Origin of the sequence: Paenibacillus hubeiensis (genome assembly GCF_032334105.1) — a bacterium.
Classification (GTDB): domain Bacteria; phylum Bacillota; class Bacilli; order Paenibacillales; family Paenibacillaceae; genus Paenibacillus; species Paenibacillus hubeiensis.
Genome location: NZ_JAVYAE020000023.1, coordinates 15,180 through 33,145 on the forward strand (window position 1 = coordinate 15,180; position 17,966 = coordinate 33,145).

The following is a 17,966-nucleotide window of genomic DNA, read 5'->3' on the forward strand; positions in this document are numbered from 1 at the left end:
CCAAACATGATAGTCTATATATTGTATTGATATTATAACTATCATTTTTAGGAGGCGTTCCGATGTTTACCGATGAAAATCAAGGTCATTCCAAGTCCAAAGTTGATTTTTTGGATCATTCTTTTATTCAGCAGCCTTTCCCAGTCTACGAAAAGCTGCGTGCCGAAGAGCCTATCCATCGGCTTTTGCTACCAAGCGGGCATGTTGCCTGGATGGTTACCCGATATGAGGATGCCGTTAAAATTTTGCAGGATGGCCGCTTTGTAACCGGAGTTCTCGATAACGGGAATAATGAAATTGAGGAGACACTTCCTACGCATCAGGCGATTATTTCACGGAATTTGATCAGTGTTGGTCCTGAAGATCATCGACGACTGCGGCGATTGATTCAGAAGGCATTCACTCCCCGCATGATTGAGAGGCTCCGGGGACGAATTGTGGAAATAAGTGATGAATTACTAGACAAGATTCAGGCAGGATACACTCGGGAGTTTGATTTGATCGAGGACTATGCCTTTCCGCTGCCAATTATCGTTATTTGTGAAATGCTGGGCGTTCCCCTGAAGGATCAAGACAAATTCAGAGCCTGGTCCAACACCATTATGGAGGGTGTCAGCAATCCACAGATGAACCAGGAGAGCGATGAAGTGATGAAGGCTTTTGTGGATTACCTGCAAGAACTGATCACGGAGCGGCGCAACAATATTCAACAGGACCTTATCAGCGATCTCATCAGCATAGAGGAAGAAGGTGACAAACTTACGGAGCAGGAGTTATATGCACTTGTGTTCGTACTCATTATTGCAGGGCATGAAACGACAGTAAATCTGATTGGGAACGGCATGCTGGCGTTGCTGGAACATCCCGAGCAGAAGCAACTGCTCATGGATCATCCGGATCTGATTCAAGCGGCGGTTGAGGAAGTGCTGCGATTTAATGGGCCGGCTGAAATTAGCAATGTTCGCTGGGCTACGGAAAATGTTGAGTTTCAAGGAATACAAATTCGCCAAGGAGACATGATGCTTGTCGCTTTATCGTCAGCGAATCGGGATTCTAGTCAATATGAAGAACCAGATTCGTTTGACATTACTCGTAAAGTCAATGACCATATTGCTTTTGGCAAAGGGATTCATTATTGTCTTGGCGCTCCGCTTGCGAGACTTGAAGGCGAGATTGCGATCAACGCTTTGCTTCGCCGGCTGCCGGAGATTCGGTTAAATACAGATGTGGAATTGCTGGAGTGGAGACCGGGGATGATCATCCGGGGGCTCAAAGCTTTTCCGGCCGTATTTTGAACGGAATGTATCCTAGGATCCAGGAATACTAATTTTGCCTATACAGTCGATGTTCAACATTCAGGAGGTACCATGCAAACAACAACGATAAAATTGACCAACCCAGGTGTAGAATTAAAAGGATATGTATTAGATTCTTCGAAAGAAATGCCCAATACTCAAATCCGCCCAGCAGTTCTTATTTTTCCGGGCGGTGCTTATCGGGCATGCTCTGAGCGGGAAGGCGAACCGATTGCGATGGCATTTCTTGCTGAAAGCTACCACGCGTTTACGTTGAAATATTCGCTTAATGAACATGCTGCCTTCCCTAAGCCGCTCAACGATGCGGAGGAAGCACTTGAACTTATTCGGGAGAATAGCTCAAACTGGGGCATTGATCCAGGCAAAATTGCTGTATGCGGTTTCTCCGCTGGTGGACATTTGGCTGCTGCACTGGGCACGATGGGCCGCACACGCCCCGATGCGTTGATTCTCGGCTATCCCTGCATTCAGGAGACAATCAGTGACATATTGCCTGCTCCTGTTCCGGGCGTAGACAAGGAAGTCGATGAATGGACACCGCCCGCCTTTATTTTTCATACCTACGAGGACCGGCTGGTTCCGGTAAAACATGCGCTTGCTTTTGCCAATGCGCTGGACCTAGCGAGCATTCCCTTTGAGTTACACATTTTTCAGCGCGGAACTCATGGACTGTCTTTGGCTAAGCCACATACTTCAAGTGGATTGAAAAGCATGGCAGAGCCGGCTGTTGCACAATGGTTCCAGCTCTGCACAATGTGGCTGAAGAACATATTTGGCGAATTTGCCGCAGACCGGGATCAACTATGGAACGAAGATATCTCGGAGTACAGCTTGGACGTACAGTTCGGTGTCTTGTGGAATAATGAAGCTTGCCGTGAAAGGATTCAGGGAGCCATTCCGGCATTCCGGGAATCTCCTCCTAAAGATGCCTTGGGAATTCCGCTGAAACTTATTCTGGAATACGCCCGGATCTGTTGACAGACGAAGCGACGATGACATTGGACCATGAATTAAGGCGTATTCCGTTGAACTTCTAGGAGATACCGAGCAGCTTAAAGGTCAGCATGCATCCAAAAAAAACGGTGGAGGGATTGAATCATGGGAAAACTGGAGGGCAAGGTTGCTATTGTAACAGGTGCAGGAGGCGGATTGGGCAGTTATATCGCTTTGCGCCTGGCCGAAGAGGGTGCATCATTAATGCTTACTGATATCAATGGTGAGTCGTTAAAGGAAGCCGTTGCACGTTGTGAACGTGCTGGGTTTTCCGTTGCTGCTAAGACTGCTGATTTGTCTGACCCAAAGCAAATCAAGTCGCTGGTTGAAGATACGATTGAGGAATTTGATACCATCGACATTCTGGTCAATTTGGCAATTGCCATTCGGACACCGCATTCCTTTTTGGAACATGAACTGGACACGCTTGATGAGAGCTATCGGACAGGACTTGTATCCACTTGGCTCATGATGAAGGAAAGTTTCCCCTATTTAAAGCAAGGTGGAGGCAAGATCATCAATTTCGGCTCAGGAGCAGGGTATTGCGGGCTTGGGGGGTATGCCGCATATGCTGCCATTAAAGAAGGAATACGAGCATTGTCGCGTGTTGTTGCCCGAGAATGGGGCAAGGAAAACATCAACGTAAATGTCGTAAACCCTGGTGCACTCACGGATGGAATTCGTGCACATCTGGATGCGCTGCCTGAAGATCAGCGTGATCCGCAGTTACTGGGGTTCAAGCCAACTGCAATTGGCCGTTATGGGGAGGCTTATAAAGATATCGCTCCGGTCGTTGCTTTTCTGGCAAGTGAGGATGCCAGACATATAACAGGTCAAACCTTTTTTGTCGATGGGGGCTCAATTATTGACGCATAGAAACAGAAACCATCTTTGATGAACGGTAATTATGTATTTATATCGAAATGATCTATATATTCGGGAGATGAACCTGATGAGTTATGATGAGAACGTTCGGATTGGTGAATTGTTGAACAACGCAAAATCGTTTGCTGTATTGGAAAAGCACTTGCCGGAATTCGTGAAGGAACCGACCTTCAAGATGGCCTCGAACTTTACGTTGGATCAATTAGCTGCATTGCCTCAGATAAATATTCCTTCTTCTACACTTCAGATTTTGAAGCAAGAATTGGCTGCCATAGACTTCGGAGCAGAAGCTCACACGCAAGAAACCAGTACAACGGTAGGAATCAAGGGAGGTATTTCCCTGGAAGGTAAGGTAATCGTTGTTACGGGAGCTGGCAGCGGAATTGGAAGAGTGAGCGCGGTAATTATGGGATCACGAGGAGCGAAGCTTGTGCTGGTTGATTTCAATTCGCAGACAGGGGAAGAAACGTTAGAACTGGTTCGCCAAAATGGCGGCGAAGGTACTTTTGTACAAGCTGACGTATCCAAAGCGAGCGATGTTCAAAACTATATTCAAAAAGCTATCGATGTCTATGGGAAAATTGACGTGGCATTCAATAACGCAGGCATACTCCAAAAATTCCAACGTTTTCAGGATATCTCTGAAGAAGAATTTACACGGATCGTGGATGTAAATTTGAAAGGGATCTTTTTAGGCATGAAATATGCTTTGCAGGTTATGGATGAGCAGGGGTATGGGAATATCATCAATACTGCGTCCACTACGGCGATTCGTGCTGAACACAGTTTGGCCGCGTACACCGCAAGCAAGCATGGGGTTGCAGGTTTGACCAAAGCGGCAGCCATTGAATATGTACGGAAAGGGATTCGTATCAATGCCATCTGTCCAGGCGGTGTAGCTACAACATTGACGGCTGCTGTTCCGCAATCGCTGCAGGAGAGTGGTTACGTGCCTGAAGAGTTCCCGAATATGAGGATCGGGCGTTATGCAGAGCCTGAGGAACTCGCTCAAATTGTTGCGTTTCTTGCATCCGATTATTCCAGTTATATGACAGGGTCTATCATCCTTGCAGATGGTGGCATCACACTCTAGCAATAGGTGGCCTCACATCACGCGCTGAGTCTTTAGCGAGCAGTTGGGAAGATGCCTCCATCAATCAAAAGATTAGCGTGCTTGTGACCAGGATGCAAGCACGCTAATCTTTTATGTTTTATTTTTAACGATCGGCAATGGGCGGCTCATGATCAAGCCAATTCCATTCGTTATTGGATACAAACATGCTAACGGCCTGATCAAATGCAAGCTCAGGCTTATAATGCCCAAGAAGCAATTTGGCCAATTCCATACACTTCTGAGCACTGGGGTGATCAAGTAAAGAATCCCAGTGTTGCATGAATGCTTCCGGCTGATCCGGCACAGAAGCAACGGCTTCCCTCAAACCTTTATGGCAAGGGAACAATGTGCGGTTGTACGCAAGGACGATGCGTGCTCCAAAGAGGGCTGTGTTGGAGGCTGAATGAAGCATCAGGTACGGGTTGTTCTTTTGGGCGGCCTCTCCCGAGAAGTAAAATGCATACAACAAAAGCTGAGCATAAAAATCTTGAATGTTGCCTTCTCGGTGTTGTTCAGGATATTCGGGAATACGTTGTATCAGCTGCTCAAGGTCGGGAAGACGGGACCAAACGACCTGTGAACCGACGAACGAGTAGCGTGTTGGTTCACTTCCTTGAATGGCGGCAAGCTCCAAAAATTGACGGTTAATCATCTTCCCGTCAATATAACCGTCGGGATAGTTGCATACATCACGGTTGTTATACGCGAGGGAATGGACCTTTTTTCGACGTTCATAGGCTTCGTCGGTCAACACGAGGTAAACATCGATATCCGATCCCTCCTTTGCTTTGCCTTGAGCGATGGAGCCGGAAGTAATAATCGCCAAAAATTCCGGGTCACTTTTAATGACTTCGACCAATTGGTCTAGAGATTCTCTGTGATGTTTGTACACAATACCACTCCTCCTCATTTCGGGATGAAAACAATATAACAAAGCGGATATTCGAAGATATATGGTTGATTGCGACAAAAATCAAATGAATCTCCCTGGCTCCGTTGTTAAAGCGGAGCATGGTACGAGGAAGAATGGATCGGTTGTATAGAGCTTTTGCGGTACAAAGCCGGTGTCTGTTCCAACCGATCGTGAAACAGACGATAGAAATACTTCATATCGTGAATGCCCATGCATTCGGCAATCGTTTGCACACTCCAGGTTGTGTGCTTTAACAGGACGCACGCATATTGAATACGAATATCCTGCAACATCTGGATACAGCTTCTTCCTGTCATTTGTTTGAACATTCGCTGGAAATGGCGAACGCTCATACAGGCTCTACGACAAATATCCTCCAAAGACAGCGCATTTTGATAACGTGATCCCATGAATTCAAGGGCTGAATAGATTGGAGAAACGTTTATTCGAATAAGCTCCGTCAACACAGGCTGCTGTAGACCAGAATTTCGAAGGGCTGAAATGAGGACAGACAGCAGTTCAATAATTTGATGCCTGAAGCACTCATGTTTGTGCTGAAGGTATAACATTCGATGTAATATCTCACCGTATGTACTCCCTTTTTCGCGGTGAAAAGACCAGTTCGCTCCGTTTGGTGGGGACAAGCCGGATGAAAGTGAGAATAGTGACGGGTCGTACAAGCAATTCAAAACCACTAGTGGAGAGCGTCCGGTCAGATCAACCGGGTGAAATACATGTGTGATTCCGGGCGGGATAATATAGAGGTCGCCTTCTGACACATCATATTGCTCTAGTCCGATATGATGAATGCCTTTTCCGTTGCAAACATAGGAAAGTTCAATGAAATCGTGGCAGTGCCGGGCATTGTATGAAGCTTCTGTACACATAGCAAGATGAATCGGGAAATTTTGTTCAAAGAAATATTTTCCTTCGAGTACTAATACGTCATCCACACCCAATCCCCTCATTCCATGAGTATTGTCATAATATAGACTCGGCTATAGCAAGCCTCAGCTAGAGCTTTTCCCCTGATTGTGCTTCCTGTATTGCAGCGGGGAGAGGAAAAACATCTTTTTGAAGACCGTCTGAAAATGGCTTTGACTGGAGAAGCACAGATAACTGCTAATCTCGCTAATGGGTTTGTTCGTGAAAACAAGCAAATGTTGAGCTTCTTTCAGTTTACATTCAACGATGAATTGATGAAGCGATGTGCCGACGTTTTTTTTGAAGACAGTGGAAAGATAGGTTCGGCTAAATCCAAATTGTCGAGCCACATGAGTAGCCGTCAAAGGCTGATTTACACTTTTGAATACATATTGAATGATTTTGCTCATGCTACCGTCTTCGGGAATGTTGTATTTGGCTTCCTGCACTCTTCGGGCAAAGTTGAAAATAGCTTCTTTAGCAAAATTCTGAATCGATTCCAGAGAAAGTAATTGTTCTATCTGCTGGATATAGAGATCCGATAATTGATAGGCGATCTCGGTGTCCAGGCCGCCACGAATGGCTGCTCTTGTAGCCAGTGTAATCGTTACAATATAAATGTTCTTGGCTTGGCGCAGGCTGTCGCTTGCGGTAATGCCTTCATGTGTCATGAACGGTTGCTCCAGAAAACGCCGCAAACCTACCTCGTTTCCGCATTCCACATAAGAACACATCTGGTTCTCGATTTCATAAGAATTGTTAAAATACAGGCTTTCTTTATTCTCGTAATTCCGTTCCGTCTGCGCATAATTGATCCGCTCCATGGACTCTAGCTTAAGCAGGTCGAAATATTCCATTTCTTCGCCATTGACAAAATAATGAATGCTGAGCAAATGGTTGAGAAACTGCTGCAGCTGCATAGGTGGGATCCATTTCAAAAAAGCTTCAAAACGCGCTTCATCCGACGTAGAAATGACGAACTCTTTCTTTACAAACCGGAGCGTATCCTTTAAATAGGGAATCTGGCTGACTGGACCAACAACAATGATCGTACCAGGGGAACGGGTAACTTTAATTGCACCGTAATAGGCAAAAAACGAAGTAGTCAAATAGGACACGTGTTCTTTGGAAGCAACGAGCTGAGTCATATAGTCAAGTGGGGGAAGGGTTAATACATCCTGCACTGGATGGCTGCTTACACATTGATTATCAACATATAAATACGTAGGAATTAGCGTGGATTGATATAAAAATTTCAGTGTTTTTGTAAAATCCCCCAATTTAGCCGACATGTGCAGACAACCTCCATATTAATTTTAATGAAATCCGTACTTACCAATTCTCTTTCAAAGTAACAAAATACATCCACAGGGTCAATCTAATTTGGATACAAATTAGAAATAAACCGAACATATTTGAAATAATGCATGTTGTGTTTTCGATACAATGAGTAGGAAAGCGATGAAGGGAGAAGTCTATGCAGTCACTAGATCAAATCATTCAAGAAATGACCATTGAAGAAAAAGCTGCACTTATGGCAGGGGTAGACTTTTGGAAAACAAACCCGATTCCGAGGTTGTCCATACCATCCATATATATGACCGATGGGCCTTGCGGTCTCCGAAAGCAAGGGGATCAGGCAGATCATTTGGGATTGAACAAAAGCGAGGAAACGACTTCATTTCCAACCGGAGCTACGATTGCCGCAAGCTGGAATCCAGAAAACGTTCGAAAAATGGGAGCCGCTATTGCTAAGGAGTGTCATCATTTTGGAGTAAATGTTTTGCTTGGGCCTGCGGTCAATATTAAACGAAATCCAAGATGCGGGCGCAACTTCGAGTATTTCTCGGAAGATCCATTGGTTTCGGGCGTTTTTGGTAGCGCTTTTGTAGAAGGTGTCCAAAACGAGGGAATTGGCGTATCTTTGAAACACTTTGCTGTGAACAATAACGAGAATTACCGCTTTATGGGGGACTCCGTTGTTGATGAACGAGCCCTGCGCGAAATCTATTTGAAGGCTTTTGAAATGATTGTTAAACAAACCCGTCCGGTAACGGTTATGTGTGCATACAACAAAGTGAACGGAGTGTATTGTGCAGAGAACCATCATCTACTGACAGAAGTTCTTAGAAACGAATGGGGATTTGACGGCCTCGTTGTCAGCGACTGGGGGGCTGTTTCGGATCGCGTTGAAGGAATTAAGGCCGGTATGGATTTGGAGATGCCGGGCGACTGTGAATTTTTCAGAAAGAATATCATTGATGCCGCCTACAGTGGTGCATTGCCGATGGCTGACCTGGATCAGGCGGTAAAAAATGTGTTATCGCTTATACAACGTACAAGCAACATTAATTATGGCATGTCGTTCGATAAAGATGCTCATCACAGCCTTTCTGGAGAAATAGCTGCGGACAGTGCGGTTTTGATGAAAAACGATGGTAGCTTGCCGCTTCAAAAAACAGGGAAATTTTTGGTGGTGGGTGATCTGTTCGAAAAAATGCGTTTCCAAGGCGCAGGCAGTTCACTGATTAATCCTGCACGACTCACTACGCCAAAAGCAGCATTTGATTCGAGAAACATTGATTATGATTTTGTCAGAGGATATCGCGAATCAGAAATTCTACCCGAAACGGACTATGAGAACGAGGCACTCAGACTGGCTGAAAGTGCAGAGTGCATTCTGTTTTTTGGTGGACAAACAGACTATACCGAGAGCGAAGGTTATGACCGCGAGAAGATGACGCTTCCTGAAAATCAATTATCCCTGTTGAACCGCTTAAGCAAACTGAATAAAAAGATCATTTTTGTTATGTTTGGTGGCTCGCCTGTAGAACTGCCTTTTGAATCGACGGTTAACGCGATTTTAAACATGTACCTTCCAGGACAAGCTGGTGGCGAGGCTGCAGCTCAACTATTGTTCGGTGAAAAAAATCCTTCGGGCAAACTCGCTGAGACTTGGGTGGAAACATATTCAGACGTACCATTTGGCGAAGAGTTTGTTCGCCATAAAACTGAACTTTATAAGGAATCCATATTTGTCGGATATCGTTATTTCGATAGTCTCAAAGGTAGGGGAGTCAAGTATCCTTTCGGACACGGATTGAGCTATACAACGTTCGAGTATTCCTCGCCAGAAATGGAAATGGGGCCCGAAAAGGTGACTGTGCGATGTCAGATCACAAACACAGGAAGCATGGCAGGGAGTGAAGTCGTACAAGTTTACGTTTCGAATCTGCGATCAGAAGTGTTCAAACCGATCAAAGAGCTTCGTGCTTTTACTAAAGTGTTCTTGAATCCAGGAGAAAGAAAAAAAGTTGAACTGAGTTTCGACAAAAAGGATCTCGCCTATTTCCATGTCACGAAAAATGAATGGATTCTCGAAAACGGAGATTACTCCATACTGATTGCTGCCTCAGTGGAGGACATTCGTTTGACGGCAGGTTTCTCCATTACGGATCAGCCTGTCATCCCAGGGCCGTATCATCGTGATCGATTGCAGCACTATTTTTCTCCTGAACGACTGACATCAGCCACTTTGGAGGAGTTCGAGGCATTGCTTGGAAGAAGCACCCATAATCAAAAAAACTCTGAGAATCAACCTCGTTATACGATGGATTCCAGATTGGATGAACTTAAAACGTCATTTATTGGAAAAATATTCTACAACGTAGTCGTAGGAGTAGGAAAGAAGCAATTCAAACGGTCTCAGAGATTGCCTGAAGGTCCCGAAAAGGATATGGAGCGCAAAAATGGGATGTTTTTAATGAAAATGATGCCGAACAACAGCATACGTTCCATGTCGGTGTCCAGTACGGGACGCTTTAATTATCACATGGCTGCAGGATTAATCGAACTATTAAATGGCAGGGTGGTTAAGGGGATTAAACGTATGAGAACAAAAGACAACTTGCCGCCTTTACCTGGAAGTCGAAAATAGTATTAGAGGTAACATCCAAGCATCTTAGATAACCAAGGAGGAGAACTCGAATGAGCAAAAAACGTGTGTTTATTACTGGTGCATCCGGAGGAATGGGCCAAGAAAGCCTGAAGAGAATGATCAAGGATAGCCACTTATATGACATTGTTACATTATGTCTGGATACCGAGAAGGATCGTAATGCCCTTGAGCCGTACAAGGGACAAGTGACCATTAAATATGGCGATATTCTGGATTACAAAACCGTATCGGAGTGTGTGAAGGACGCGGATCTGATTCTTCATATTGCAGCGTTTGTTTCTCCTGCTGCAGACTATTTTCCAAAGAAAGCGATGGAAATCAACTATGGTGCGGCTAAAAATTTGATTCATGCTATTTTCGAACACGGGCAGGAAGAGCATACCAAACTTGTCTTTATCGGAACCATTGCCGAGACCGGCGACCGAATGCCTCCAATACACTGGGGCCGTGTGGGGGATCCCATCAAACCAAGCATGTTCGACTATTATGCCGTTTCCAAAATTGCCGCTGAACGCCTTGTGATCGAATCCGGGCTGAAATATTGGGTCAGTTTGCGTCAAACCGGAATTATGGGGCCTGCCATGAGTAAAATTATGGATGCTATCATGTTCCACAATTGTCTGGATAATGTGCTCGAATATGTGTCCGACCGCGACTCGGGCAGAATGATGGAGAACTTGTGCAATTACGAATTTACAGGAAATCTACCGGAAGATTTCTGGTGTCATGTGTACAATATTGGCGGTGGTGAGACTTGCCGTGTGAGCACCTATGAAATGTATCAGGTATTATATGGTGCCATCGGATTCAAAAATCTCGATCATGTCATTAATCCAAAGTGGTATGCTACTCGCAACTTCCACGGTCAGTATTATCTCGATTCTGATCGCTTGAACGATTATCTGAATTTCCGTCAGGACGGCATGAACTATTTCTATCGTTGCTATCTAGAGAATCTAGGTTCGCAAGGTACTGCAGCCAAACTGCTTTGTAAGCTGCCGTTCGGTGAACGCATCATGGGGAGCATCATGAAAAAAATGTTCTCAAAGCCTGCCCGGAGCGAACATGGCACGTTGCGATTCATTGAAGAGAACGTGGAGGACCATATTGATGCATATTGGGGCAGCAAGGAGCAATGGGCGAAGCTTCCTGACAAGTTGAGTGACTTCAAGCATTTCATCGATTGGAACACGGTCGTTCCGATCGACCATGGATATGATGACACCAAACCGGCAGAAGAACTCGAGTTGTATGATTTAAAAAAGGCCGCCGAGTTCAGAGGAGGACAGTATGTATCCGGAGAAATGGAGACCGGGAACTGGAGAAACAAGCTTACCTTTAAATGTGCCTTCGGCCATACGTTTAAAGCAAGTCCAAAACTGGTACTCGAGGCGGGTCATTGGTGTCCTGAATGTGAACGTGAAAGCTGGAACTATTCGGAGCGAGCGAAGGTTGATCCATTCTTTGCACAGGTATGGACACCGTTGCATTCGCCGCAAGAAACCAGAACATATAAAAAAATCGTATCTGAACTGGATGTAAAATAACTTTTCTTTGGCTATATCAAACGAAGAGATTTAATCCTCAATTATAAGCAAATCGAAGGAAGGTTATTTCTGCAATGCTGACTCTATTTCAATCCAGACGGTTCGATTCCAAAGTGGATTCTTCTGAAATTTCAAAAAAAGAGCAGATTTTAGGATATTTACTCGGTCCGGCGGGTGCTCTGCTGTTGAATGCAGTCCTGGCAACGTATTTAAATGTTTACTACACCGATGTACTCGGTCTAACATCCGTCTGGAACGGCTCTTTTTTGGTTATATTTCCGATTGTATCCAAATTGCTGGATGTCGTTATTAACATTGCAATGGGTTATTTGATTGATCGTACCAAGACACGACAAGGAAAAGCTCGCCCCTGGCTATTCATATCCGCGCCAATGCTGGTTATTTCGGGTGTTTTGTTAGTCGTCGTACCGCAGGCAAGCACTGCGGTACAGGTGGTATGGGTTATTTTTTCTTACAATCTATACTATGCGTTGTCATTTACCATGTTTAACATGAGTCATAACCTTATGGTCCCCCTTTCCACCCGGGAATCGGCACAGAGAGGAAAACTGTCCGTATATAACCAGATTACGACCGTAATGATGACAGGCATTCTGGTAGCCTTGGTGTTTCCAATGCTTATCATGCCCATCATCGGTCTTGACAAGCATCTCTGGATTACGCTGATTTGTGGCATATCCATTCTTGCTTTGCCGTTGACACTACTGGAGTATTACTATACGAAGGAAAGGGTCACGGAAGAGGAGACGTTGCAATCTGTTGAAAAGATTCCGTATAAGAAACAGCTCACTGCGATCGTGACTGATCGCTTTATGTTGGTAACTTTTATTTTTTTTCTGTTTTTTACGGTGGGTAGCTTAATTAAAAATATGAGTTTGGTTTATTATAGCAACTATGTATTAGGCACATATAATGATGGAGTTACACAGATGATGATATCCGTTATCGGGGGTATTCCAATGGGGATCGGTATTATTGCAGTTTGGCCGATCGCCAAAAGAATAGGGAAACGAAATGCTATGTTAGCCGGAGCCTTCCTTTTTATTGCAGGAGGCATCGTCTGCTGGTGGTTCCCCACAAACGTTCCTATATTTCTCACAGGACAATTCATTAAAAATATTGGTGCACTGCCCATTAGTTATGTGTTTATGGCCTTGTTCGCAGACATGCTGGATCATATCGAATGGAAGCACAAATTCCGCTGTGATGGAGTTGCGATATCCATTTACAACATCATTGCGGTGACGATGAGTGGCATATGCACGGGAATCTTTAATGCCCTTTTAGCCTCTTCAGGTTACGTAGCCCCTTATTATGATCAAACCGGAAAGCTGGTCGCGGTTCAGTCGGAACCAGTCCGGGAAGCGATCACATTTGGTTTTGTCGGTTTGGAAACGGTTACGGGTATAATCCTTTTCGGATTGCTTCTGCTGATGAATGTAGAGAAGGGAATTGCTAAAAAGCAGGAGCAAATTAGAACAAGACAGGAGAAATTGATATGAATTTAAAGATATCTTCAATAAAAATAGATGGTATGGAGGGCCATTGCATTACGGATAAAGCACCGACTATTTCTTTTTCCCTGGAATCGGACCGTGCTGGAGAAGAGCTTAAGGAAGCGATCATTGAAGTAGGAGCATGGAAAATCAAAACGACGGATCAAATCAATAATCTTTACACAGGTCTGTTGAAGCCAAACACCAACTATGAAATTCGAGTCAAAGCCGTTGGTACGAGCGGAGATCGCGCGGAAGGGACAGCTTCGTTTCAGACAGGTCGACTAGATACCCCATGGAAGGCGCAATGGATCACCGATATGTCCTATGATTTCCCTAAAAAGGTTTCACCTGTACCGATGACATTTCGCCGGACTTTCAATATAACGAAAGTGGTCAAAAAAGCATGGGTCAACGCAACAGCTCTTGGCGTATACGAATTGCTGCTGAACGGAGAAAAGGTAGGGCAGGATTATTTCGCTCCAGGCTTTACCTCATATGATCATCAGATCCAGTATCAGACATATGATATCAGTGCCCAACTGCAAGCTTCCAATACGGTGACGGCCTTTGTCGCCGGTGGCTGGGCAGTAGGCTCCTTCAATTACATTCGAAAAAACAAGATTAGTGCTGACAGGCAGGCATTGCTGTGCGAGATTCATATTATTTATACCGATGGCACCTCGGATATTATCGCAACGGATCGAACTTGGGACGTATCGTTGGAAGGAAACTACCGCATGGCCGAATGGTATGATGGAGAAATGTATGACGCAACCATCGACCTGAATCAGGTTCCGTGGAAGTCCGTTGAACTAACTTCCCCCCGAAAAAAGCCGGTTCTTCTGGCACAATACGGCGTGCCGGTTCGTGTGCAGGAAATGATGAAGCCGATTTCATGGACAGTAGCGCCAAGCGGTGAAATCATCTATGATTTCGGGCAAAATTTCTCTGGAGTAATAACGGCTAAAATCAAAGGCAAACGAAAGCAGGAAATCATCTTCCGTCATGCGGAGGTGCTGGTAAACGGAGAACTCTTTGTTAAATCACTGAGAACGGCAAAAGCAACCGCAACATACATCTGTCAGGATGGTGAACAGACCTACTCGCCAAAACTGACTTATATGGGATTTCGCTACGTGGGCATGAGAGGCATTGATCCGGAACAGATCGAGCTTGCTGCTTACGTCCTGCATTCCGATTTCAAGGAAATCGGTCAATTTTCTTGTTCGAATGCATTGATTAATAAGCTGCAGAGCAATATACGCTGGGGTGGGCGTTCCAATTTTGTTGACATACCAACCGATTGTCCGCAACGAGATGAGCGTCAAGGATGGACGGGAGACATTGCTGTATTTGCATCCACTGCCTGTTTTAACTTTGACATGAGTCGTTTCTTTGATAAATGGCTGCTTGATATGCGAGCAGAACAGAGCAAGGGCGGGGGATTTCCGATGGTTATTCCAAAAGCCGGAGATCATTGGCCTGCTATGGCCAACTCTTGCTGGGGAGACAGCAGTATACTGGTACCCTGGGCTGAATATTTGGCTCGTGGCAAAAAGCAAGTCCTGGAGCAGCAATATCCTGCTATGAAAAAATTTATGAAGGCAGCCAAGTGGTGGTCCTCATTCCTGGCAGTATCACCGACAGATCGTTATATCTGGCGCTTCCCGTTTCACTTTGGCGACTGGGCGGCACCAGATGAGACGGTAAAAATGTGGCTGAAAAAAGGGAAATGGGTCGGAACTGCTTATTTCGCAAATTCTTGCCACATCATGTCGCAAATCGCCGAAATATTAGGATATTCCGAGGATGTGACATATTACCAGAGTTTAAGGAGAAAAATTATTGAAGCCTATCGAAAAGTGTTCACCGATCAGAAGGGAACATTAAAGAAGGAATTTCAGACGGGATATGTGTTGCCTCTGCATTTTGGAATGACCGAAGGTCAAGAAACCAACAATATGGTTCAAAACTTGGTTCGCTTGATTAAGCAAGCGGGAAATCATCTGACCACAGGATTTACGGGAACTCCTTATCTTTTATTTGCACTGTCTGACTATGGTCACTTAGAAGCAGCGTATGATCTTTTGTTGCAGGAAGAGTGCCCATCCTGGCTATATGAGGTAAAGGCTGGCGGAACGACCATTTGGGAAAGATGGGATTCCTTGAGACCGGATGGGACGGTAAATATAGGCGACTTGAACGGAAAAAAATCCGATGAGGAATCCAATGGCGGCATGGTATCTTTTAACCACTATGCGAATGGAGCCGTCGGCGATTGGTTATATAAACGAATGGCAGGCATTGAACCTACCAGCGGGGGATACAAAACATTCCGGATTGCACCAAAGCTTGGTGGTGGCATAACTTGGGCAAAGGCATCCACGGAAACGCCATATGGCAAGGCGTGCGTACATTGGAAATGGGACAATGACCAATTTCAGATTAAAGCCATTGTCCCGGTGTCCACAACATGTACGCTGGAATTGCCAAATGGAGAAAAACACACCTTACTTAGCGGTACCCATGATTTAGAGTGCAAGCTACATTAATTTCTGAATAATTAAACGCTATGGATGGGAAGACGAATGATGGATAGAGTTTGGTGTTTTGTAAAATTCATGTTGAATAGTACGTTAACTTTTTCGTCCATGAGTTGAACTTGTGGACGATTTTCATTTGAAAGGGCATTAGGGCATGTACGAAAGGGCATGCACGATCGTACAACTTCATGGATTTTACATGGGCTATAATTACTGATAAAAGAGGTGATCCCATGAAAATAATACCGAAGAAGATGAATCCATCCGGAATAAATGAAGAAGAAACGGATCCCATTGCGTCTTCGCGTATCCCCATTATCATTTGGCTTTGGCTAGTGGCTATAGCTACTCTGATACTCCAAACCATGTCAGCGCCCCTGTTGGTGCCCAGTATTTTCTTTGTAGCTGCAATGTTGGCTCATACGCTTGTCTATTGGGAAGTAAACAAACTCATCATACGTTCCAAATTGCTGTATATCCTTCTTCAAGCAGGATTAATCTATGGCAGTGCGATGTTAATGCCGGACGGGATGCCGGCTGTATTGATTGGTTTAATCCCTGTATTGATCGGGCAAACCTTTGCTATATTTTACGAGACAGTAAAAGTGGTGCTTGTTGCGTTTACATTGTATTTATTATTCTGCACAGTAACGCTGTTTACACGCTCTGGAACGGATGTGGCCTTACTAATTCTTTTACTCTTAATGATGATCGTTGTCGTAGTATCATATGCAGTGCTTTTCTATCGTCAGGTCAACGCCCGTGTTCGGACATTAACGTTTCTGCATGAGTTGGAGAAAGCTCATCAGAAGGTAGAGGAATTGACGCTGACCAGTGAGAGACAACGCATGGCACGAGATCTGCATGATACGTTAGCCCAAGGGCTTGCGGGTATTATCATGCAACTTGAGGCTGTCGATGAACATATGAACAGAGGAAGTTTTCCGCGTGCTCACGAGATTGTCCGTAGTTCAATGGGGCAAGCACGCAAAACACTGGCTGATGCTCGCAAGGCCATTGATGATCTGCGAACCAAAGCAACGCCAGCTATTAGCTTTGGAGAGGCAGTTCTGGAGCAGATTCAACGATTTCAGCAAGCCACCGGAATCAAGGTGGAATTGGATGGGAAATCCCCTCCTGATATCTCTAAAGTACAGATGGAGCATGTGCTGCATATTTTAAGTGAATCGCTAATGAATATAGCCAGGCATGCCCAAGCAACGATTGCGAGTGTTCGTATGGCTGAAGAAAAAGGAGTTTTCCATCTCATCATTATTGATAATGGAGTGGGCTTCAGTGTGGACAGAATCGGAAAACAATCCGGGCATTATGGCATAATCGGTATAAATGAACGTGCCAGGTTAATAGGCGGCAGCATTGAAATTGCAAGTGGGAAAGAAGGCACGACGATTGTGTTGCGCGTTCCATTAAGAAAGGAGAACACAGAATGAAACATAACATCCTTATTGTGGATGATCATTGGGTCGTGCGTGAAGGACTGAAGTTAATATTAGAGACAAGTGATAGTTATCAAATTGTAGGGGAGGCCGAAGAAGGTAAAGAGGCTATTGAAATGATGTTGGACAAACAACCGGATGTCATTCTCCTAGACTTAAATATGCCAGGAGGACTCAGTGGCTTGGATACATTGAAACAAATGAATGAGCAACAAATTCGTATACCCGTCATTATTCTTACGACTTACAACGAAGATGATTTGATGATAGAGGGGCTTTCCCTTGGAGCCAAAGGGTACTTGCTCAAAGATACGGGGCGAGAACATTTATTTCGAACGCTGGATTCTGCCATTCGTGGAGAAACATTGCTTCAACCTGAAATATCGTCTCGGGTTTTTGCATTTCATGCTAGGCCTTCCGATGAAACGAAAGTAGAGCCTCAACTACTAATTGACAAAGAATCCATTTTGATCAGCGAGAAAGAGTTAATGATTCTACACGCAGTGGCTCGTGGTTTGCGCAGCAGGGATATTGCTTTTGATATGGGCATTGCCGAAAGAACAGTAAAATCGTATCTAACCAACATTTACAACAAGCTAGGAGTTAATTCGCGTTCTGAAGCGGTTGCAGTCGCTGTTGAAAAGGGGATCTTACACTTGTAAGCTTCCCCTTTAATCCAAAATGGAAAACAGTATTGCCCGTTATTACCTATTCGCTCGTTGCCCCATCGTGCATGAAGGGCTTGCCCTTTCGTACGATTTTTTTTTGTTTTTTTTTCGTTATCATAGGGTACAGA

13 protein-coding genes are annotated in these 17,966 nt (G+C 44.7%); 10 read left to right on the top strand and 3 right to left on the bottom strand.

From position 1 onward, the window contains the following. The first annotated feature begins 62 nt into the window (after positions 1–62). The 4 genes from RSX24_RS30405 to RSX24_RS30420 all read left to right on the top strand — a co-directional run bounded on the left by RSX24_RS30405 (position 63) and on the right by RSX24_RS30420 (position 4,287). Complete coding sequence (locus RSX24_RS30405) at positions 63–1,295, top strand: cytochrome P450 family protein (protein WP_343262715.1); 1,233 nt, start codon at positions 63–65, stop codon at positions 1,293–1,295. Between the two features lie 72 nt (positions 1,296–1,367). Further along, a complete protein-coding gene (locus tag RSX24_RS30410) occupies positions 1,368–2,294 on the top strand; it encodes an alpha/beta hydrolase (RefSeq protein WP_343262716.1) in 927 nt (308 codons plus the stop codon). 120 nt (positions 2,295–2,414) lie between these two features. Beyond that, on the top strand, positions 2,415–3,185 hold the full coding sequence (locus RSX24_RS30415; RefSeq protein ID WP_343262717.1) for an SDR family NAD(P)-dependent oxidoreductase: 771 nt from the start codon (positions 2,415–2,417) through the stop codon (positions 3,183–3,185). A 343-nt stretch (positions 3,186–3,528) separates the two neighbouring features. Continuing rightward, on the top strand, positions 3,529–4,287 hold the full coding sequence (locus RSX24_RS30420; protein WP_343262744.1) for an SDR family NAD(P)-dependent oxidoreductase: 759 nt from the start codon (positions 3,529–3,531) through the stop codon (positions 4,285–4,287). 124 nt (positions 4,288–4,411) lie between these two features. Here the strand turns inward: RSX24_RS30420 and RSX24_RS30425 are convergent, their stop codons facing one another. The 3 genes from RSX24_RS30425 to RSX24_RS30435 form a co-directional block, all read right to left on the bottom strand. Beyond that, a complete protein-coding gene (locus RSX24_RS30425; protein WP_343262718.1) occupies positions 4,412–5,200 on the bottom strand; it encodes a nucleotidyltransferase domain-containing protein in 789 nt (262 codons plus the stop codon). Between the two features lie 107 nt (positions 5,201–5,307). Continuing rightward, the gene (locus RSX24_RS30430; protein WP_343262719.1) at positions 5,308–6,174 is read right to left on the bottom strand and encodes an AraC family transcriptional regulator; all 867 of its coding nucleotides are present in this window, start codon (positions 6,172–6,174) and stop codon (positions 5,308–5,310) included. 57 nt (positions 6,175–6,231) lie between these two features. After that, a complete protein-coding gene (locus tag RSX24_RS30435; protein ID WP_343262720.1) occupies positions 6,232–7,437 on the bottom strand; it encodes a helix-turn-helix domain-containing protein in 1,206 nt (401 codons plus the stop codon). 185 nt (positions 7,438–7,622) lie between these two features. On the opposite strand from RSX24_RS30435, the gene RSX24_RS30440 reads away from it, so the two are divergent. From RSX24_RS30440 to RSX24_RS30465, 6 genes are all read left to right on the top strand, one after another. Continuing rightward, positions 7,623–10,082: a glycoside hydrolase family 3 C-terminal domain-containing protein gene (locus tag RSX24_RS30440; RefSeq protein ID WP_343262721.1), complete on the top strand. Its 2,460-nt coding sequence runs from the start codon at positions 7,623–7,625 to the stop codon at positions 10,080–10,082. Between the two features lie 50 nt (positions 10,083–10,132). Next, the gene (locus RSX24_RS30445) at positions 10,133–11,650 is read left to right on the top strand and encodes an NAD-dependent epimerase/dehydratase family protein (protein ID WP_343262722.1); all 1,518 of its coding nucleotides are present in this window, start codon (positions 10,133–10,135) and stop codon (positions 11,648–11,650) included. A gap of 74 nt (positions 11,651–11,724) precedes the next feature. After that, positions 11,725–13,173 (top strand): MFS transporter, encoded by a 1,449-nt coding sequence (locus RSX24_RS30450; protein WP_343262723.1) that lies wholly within the window; start codon positions 11,725–11,727, stop codon positions 13,171–13,173. Further along, positions 13,170–15,722 carry an alpha-L-rhamnosidase gene (locus RSX24_RS30455; RefSeq protein ID WP_343262724.1) on the top strand — a complete coding sequence of 851 codons (2,553 nt, stop codon included), beginning with the start codon at positions 13,170–13,172 and terminating at the stop codon, positions 15,720–15,722. Before RSX24_RS30450 ends, RSX24_RS30455 begins: the two co-directional genes overlap by 4 nt. Positions 15,723–15,946: 224 nt before the next feature. Continuing rightward, on the top strand, positions 15,947–17,164 hold the full coding sequence (locus RSX24_RS30460) for a sensor histidine kinase (protein ID WP_343262725.1): 1,218 nt from the start codon (positions 15,947–15,949) through the stop codon (positions 17,162–17,164). Further along, entirely contained in the window at positions 17,161–17,832 is a 672-nt protein-coding gene (locus RSX24_RS30465; RefSeq protein WP_343262726.1) for a response regulator, read from the top strand. Before RSX24_RS30460 ends, RSX24_RS30465 begins: the two co-directional genes overlap by 4 nt. Positions 17,833–17,966 lie beyond the last annotated feature (134 nt).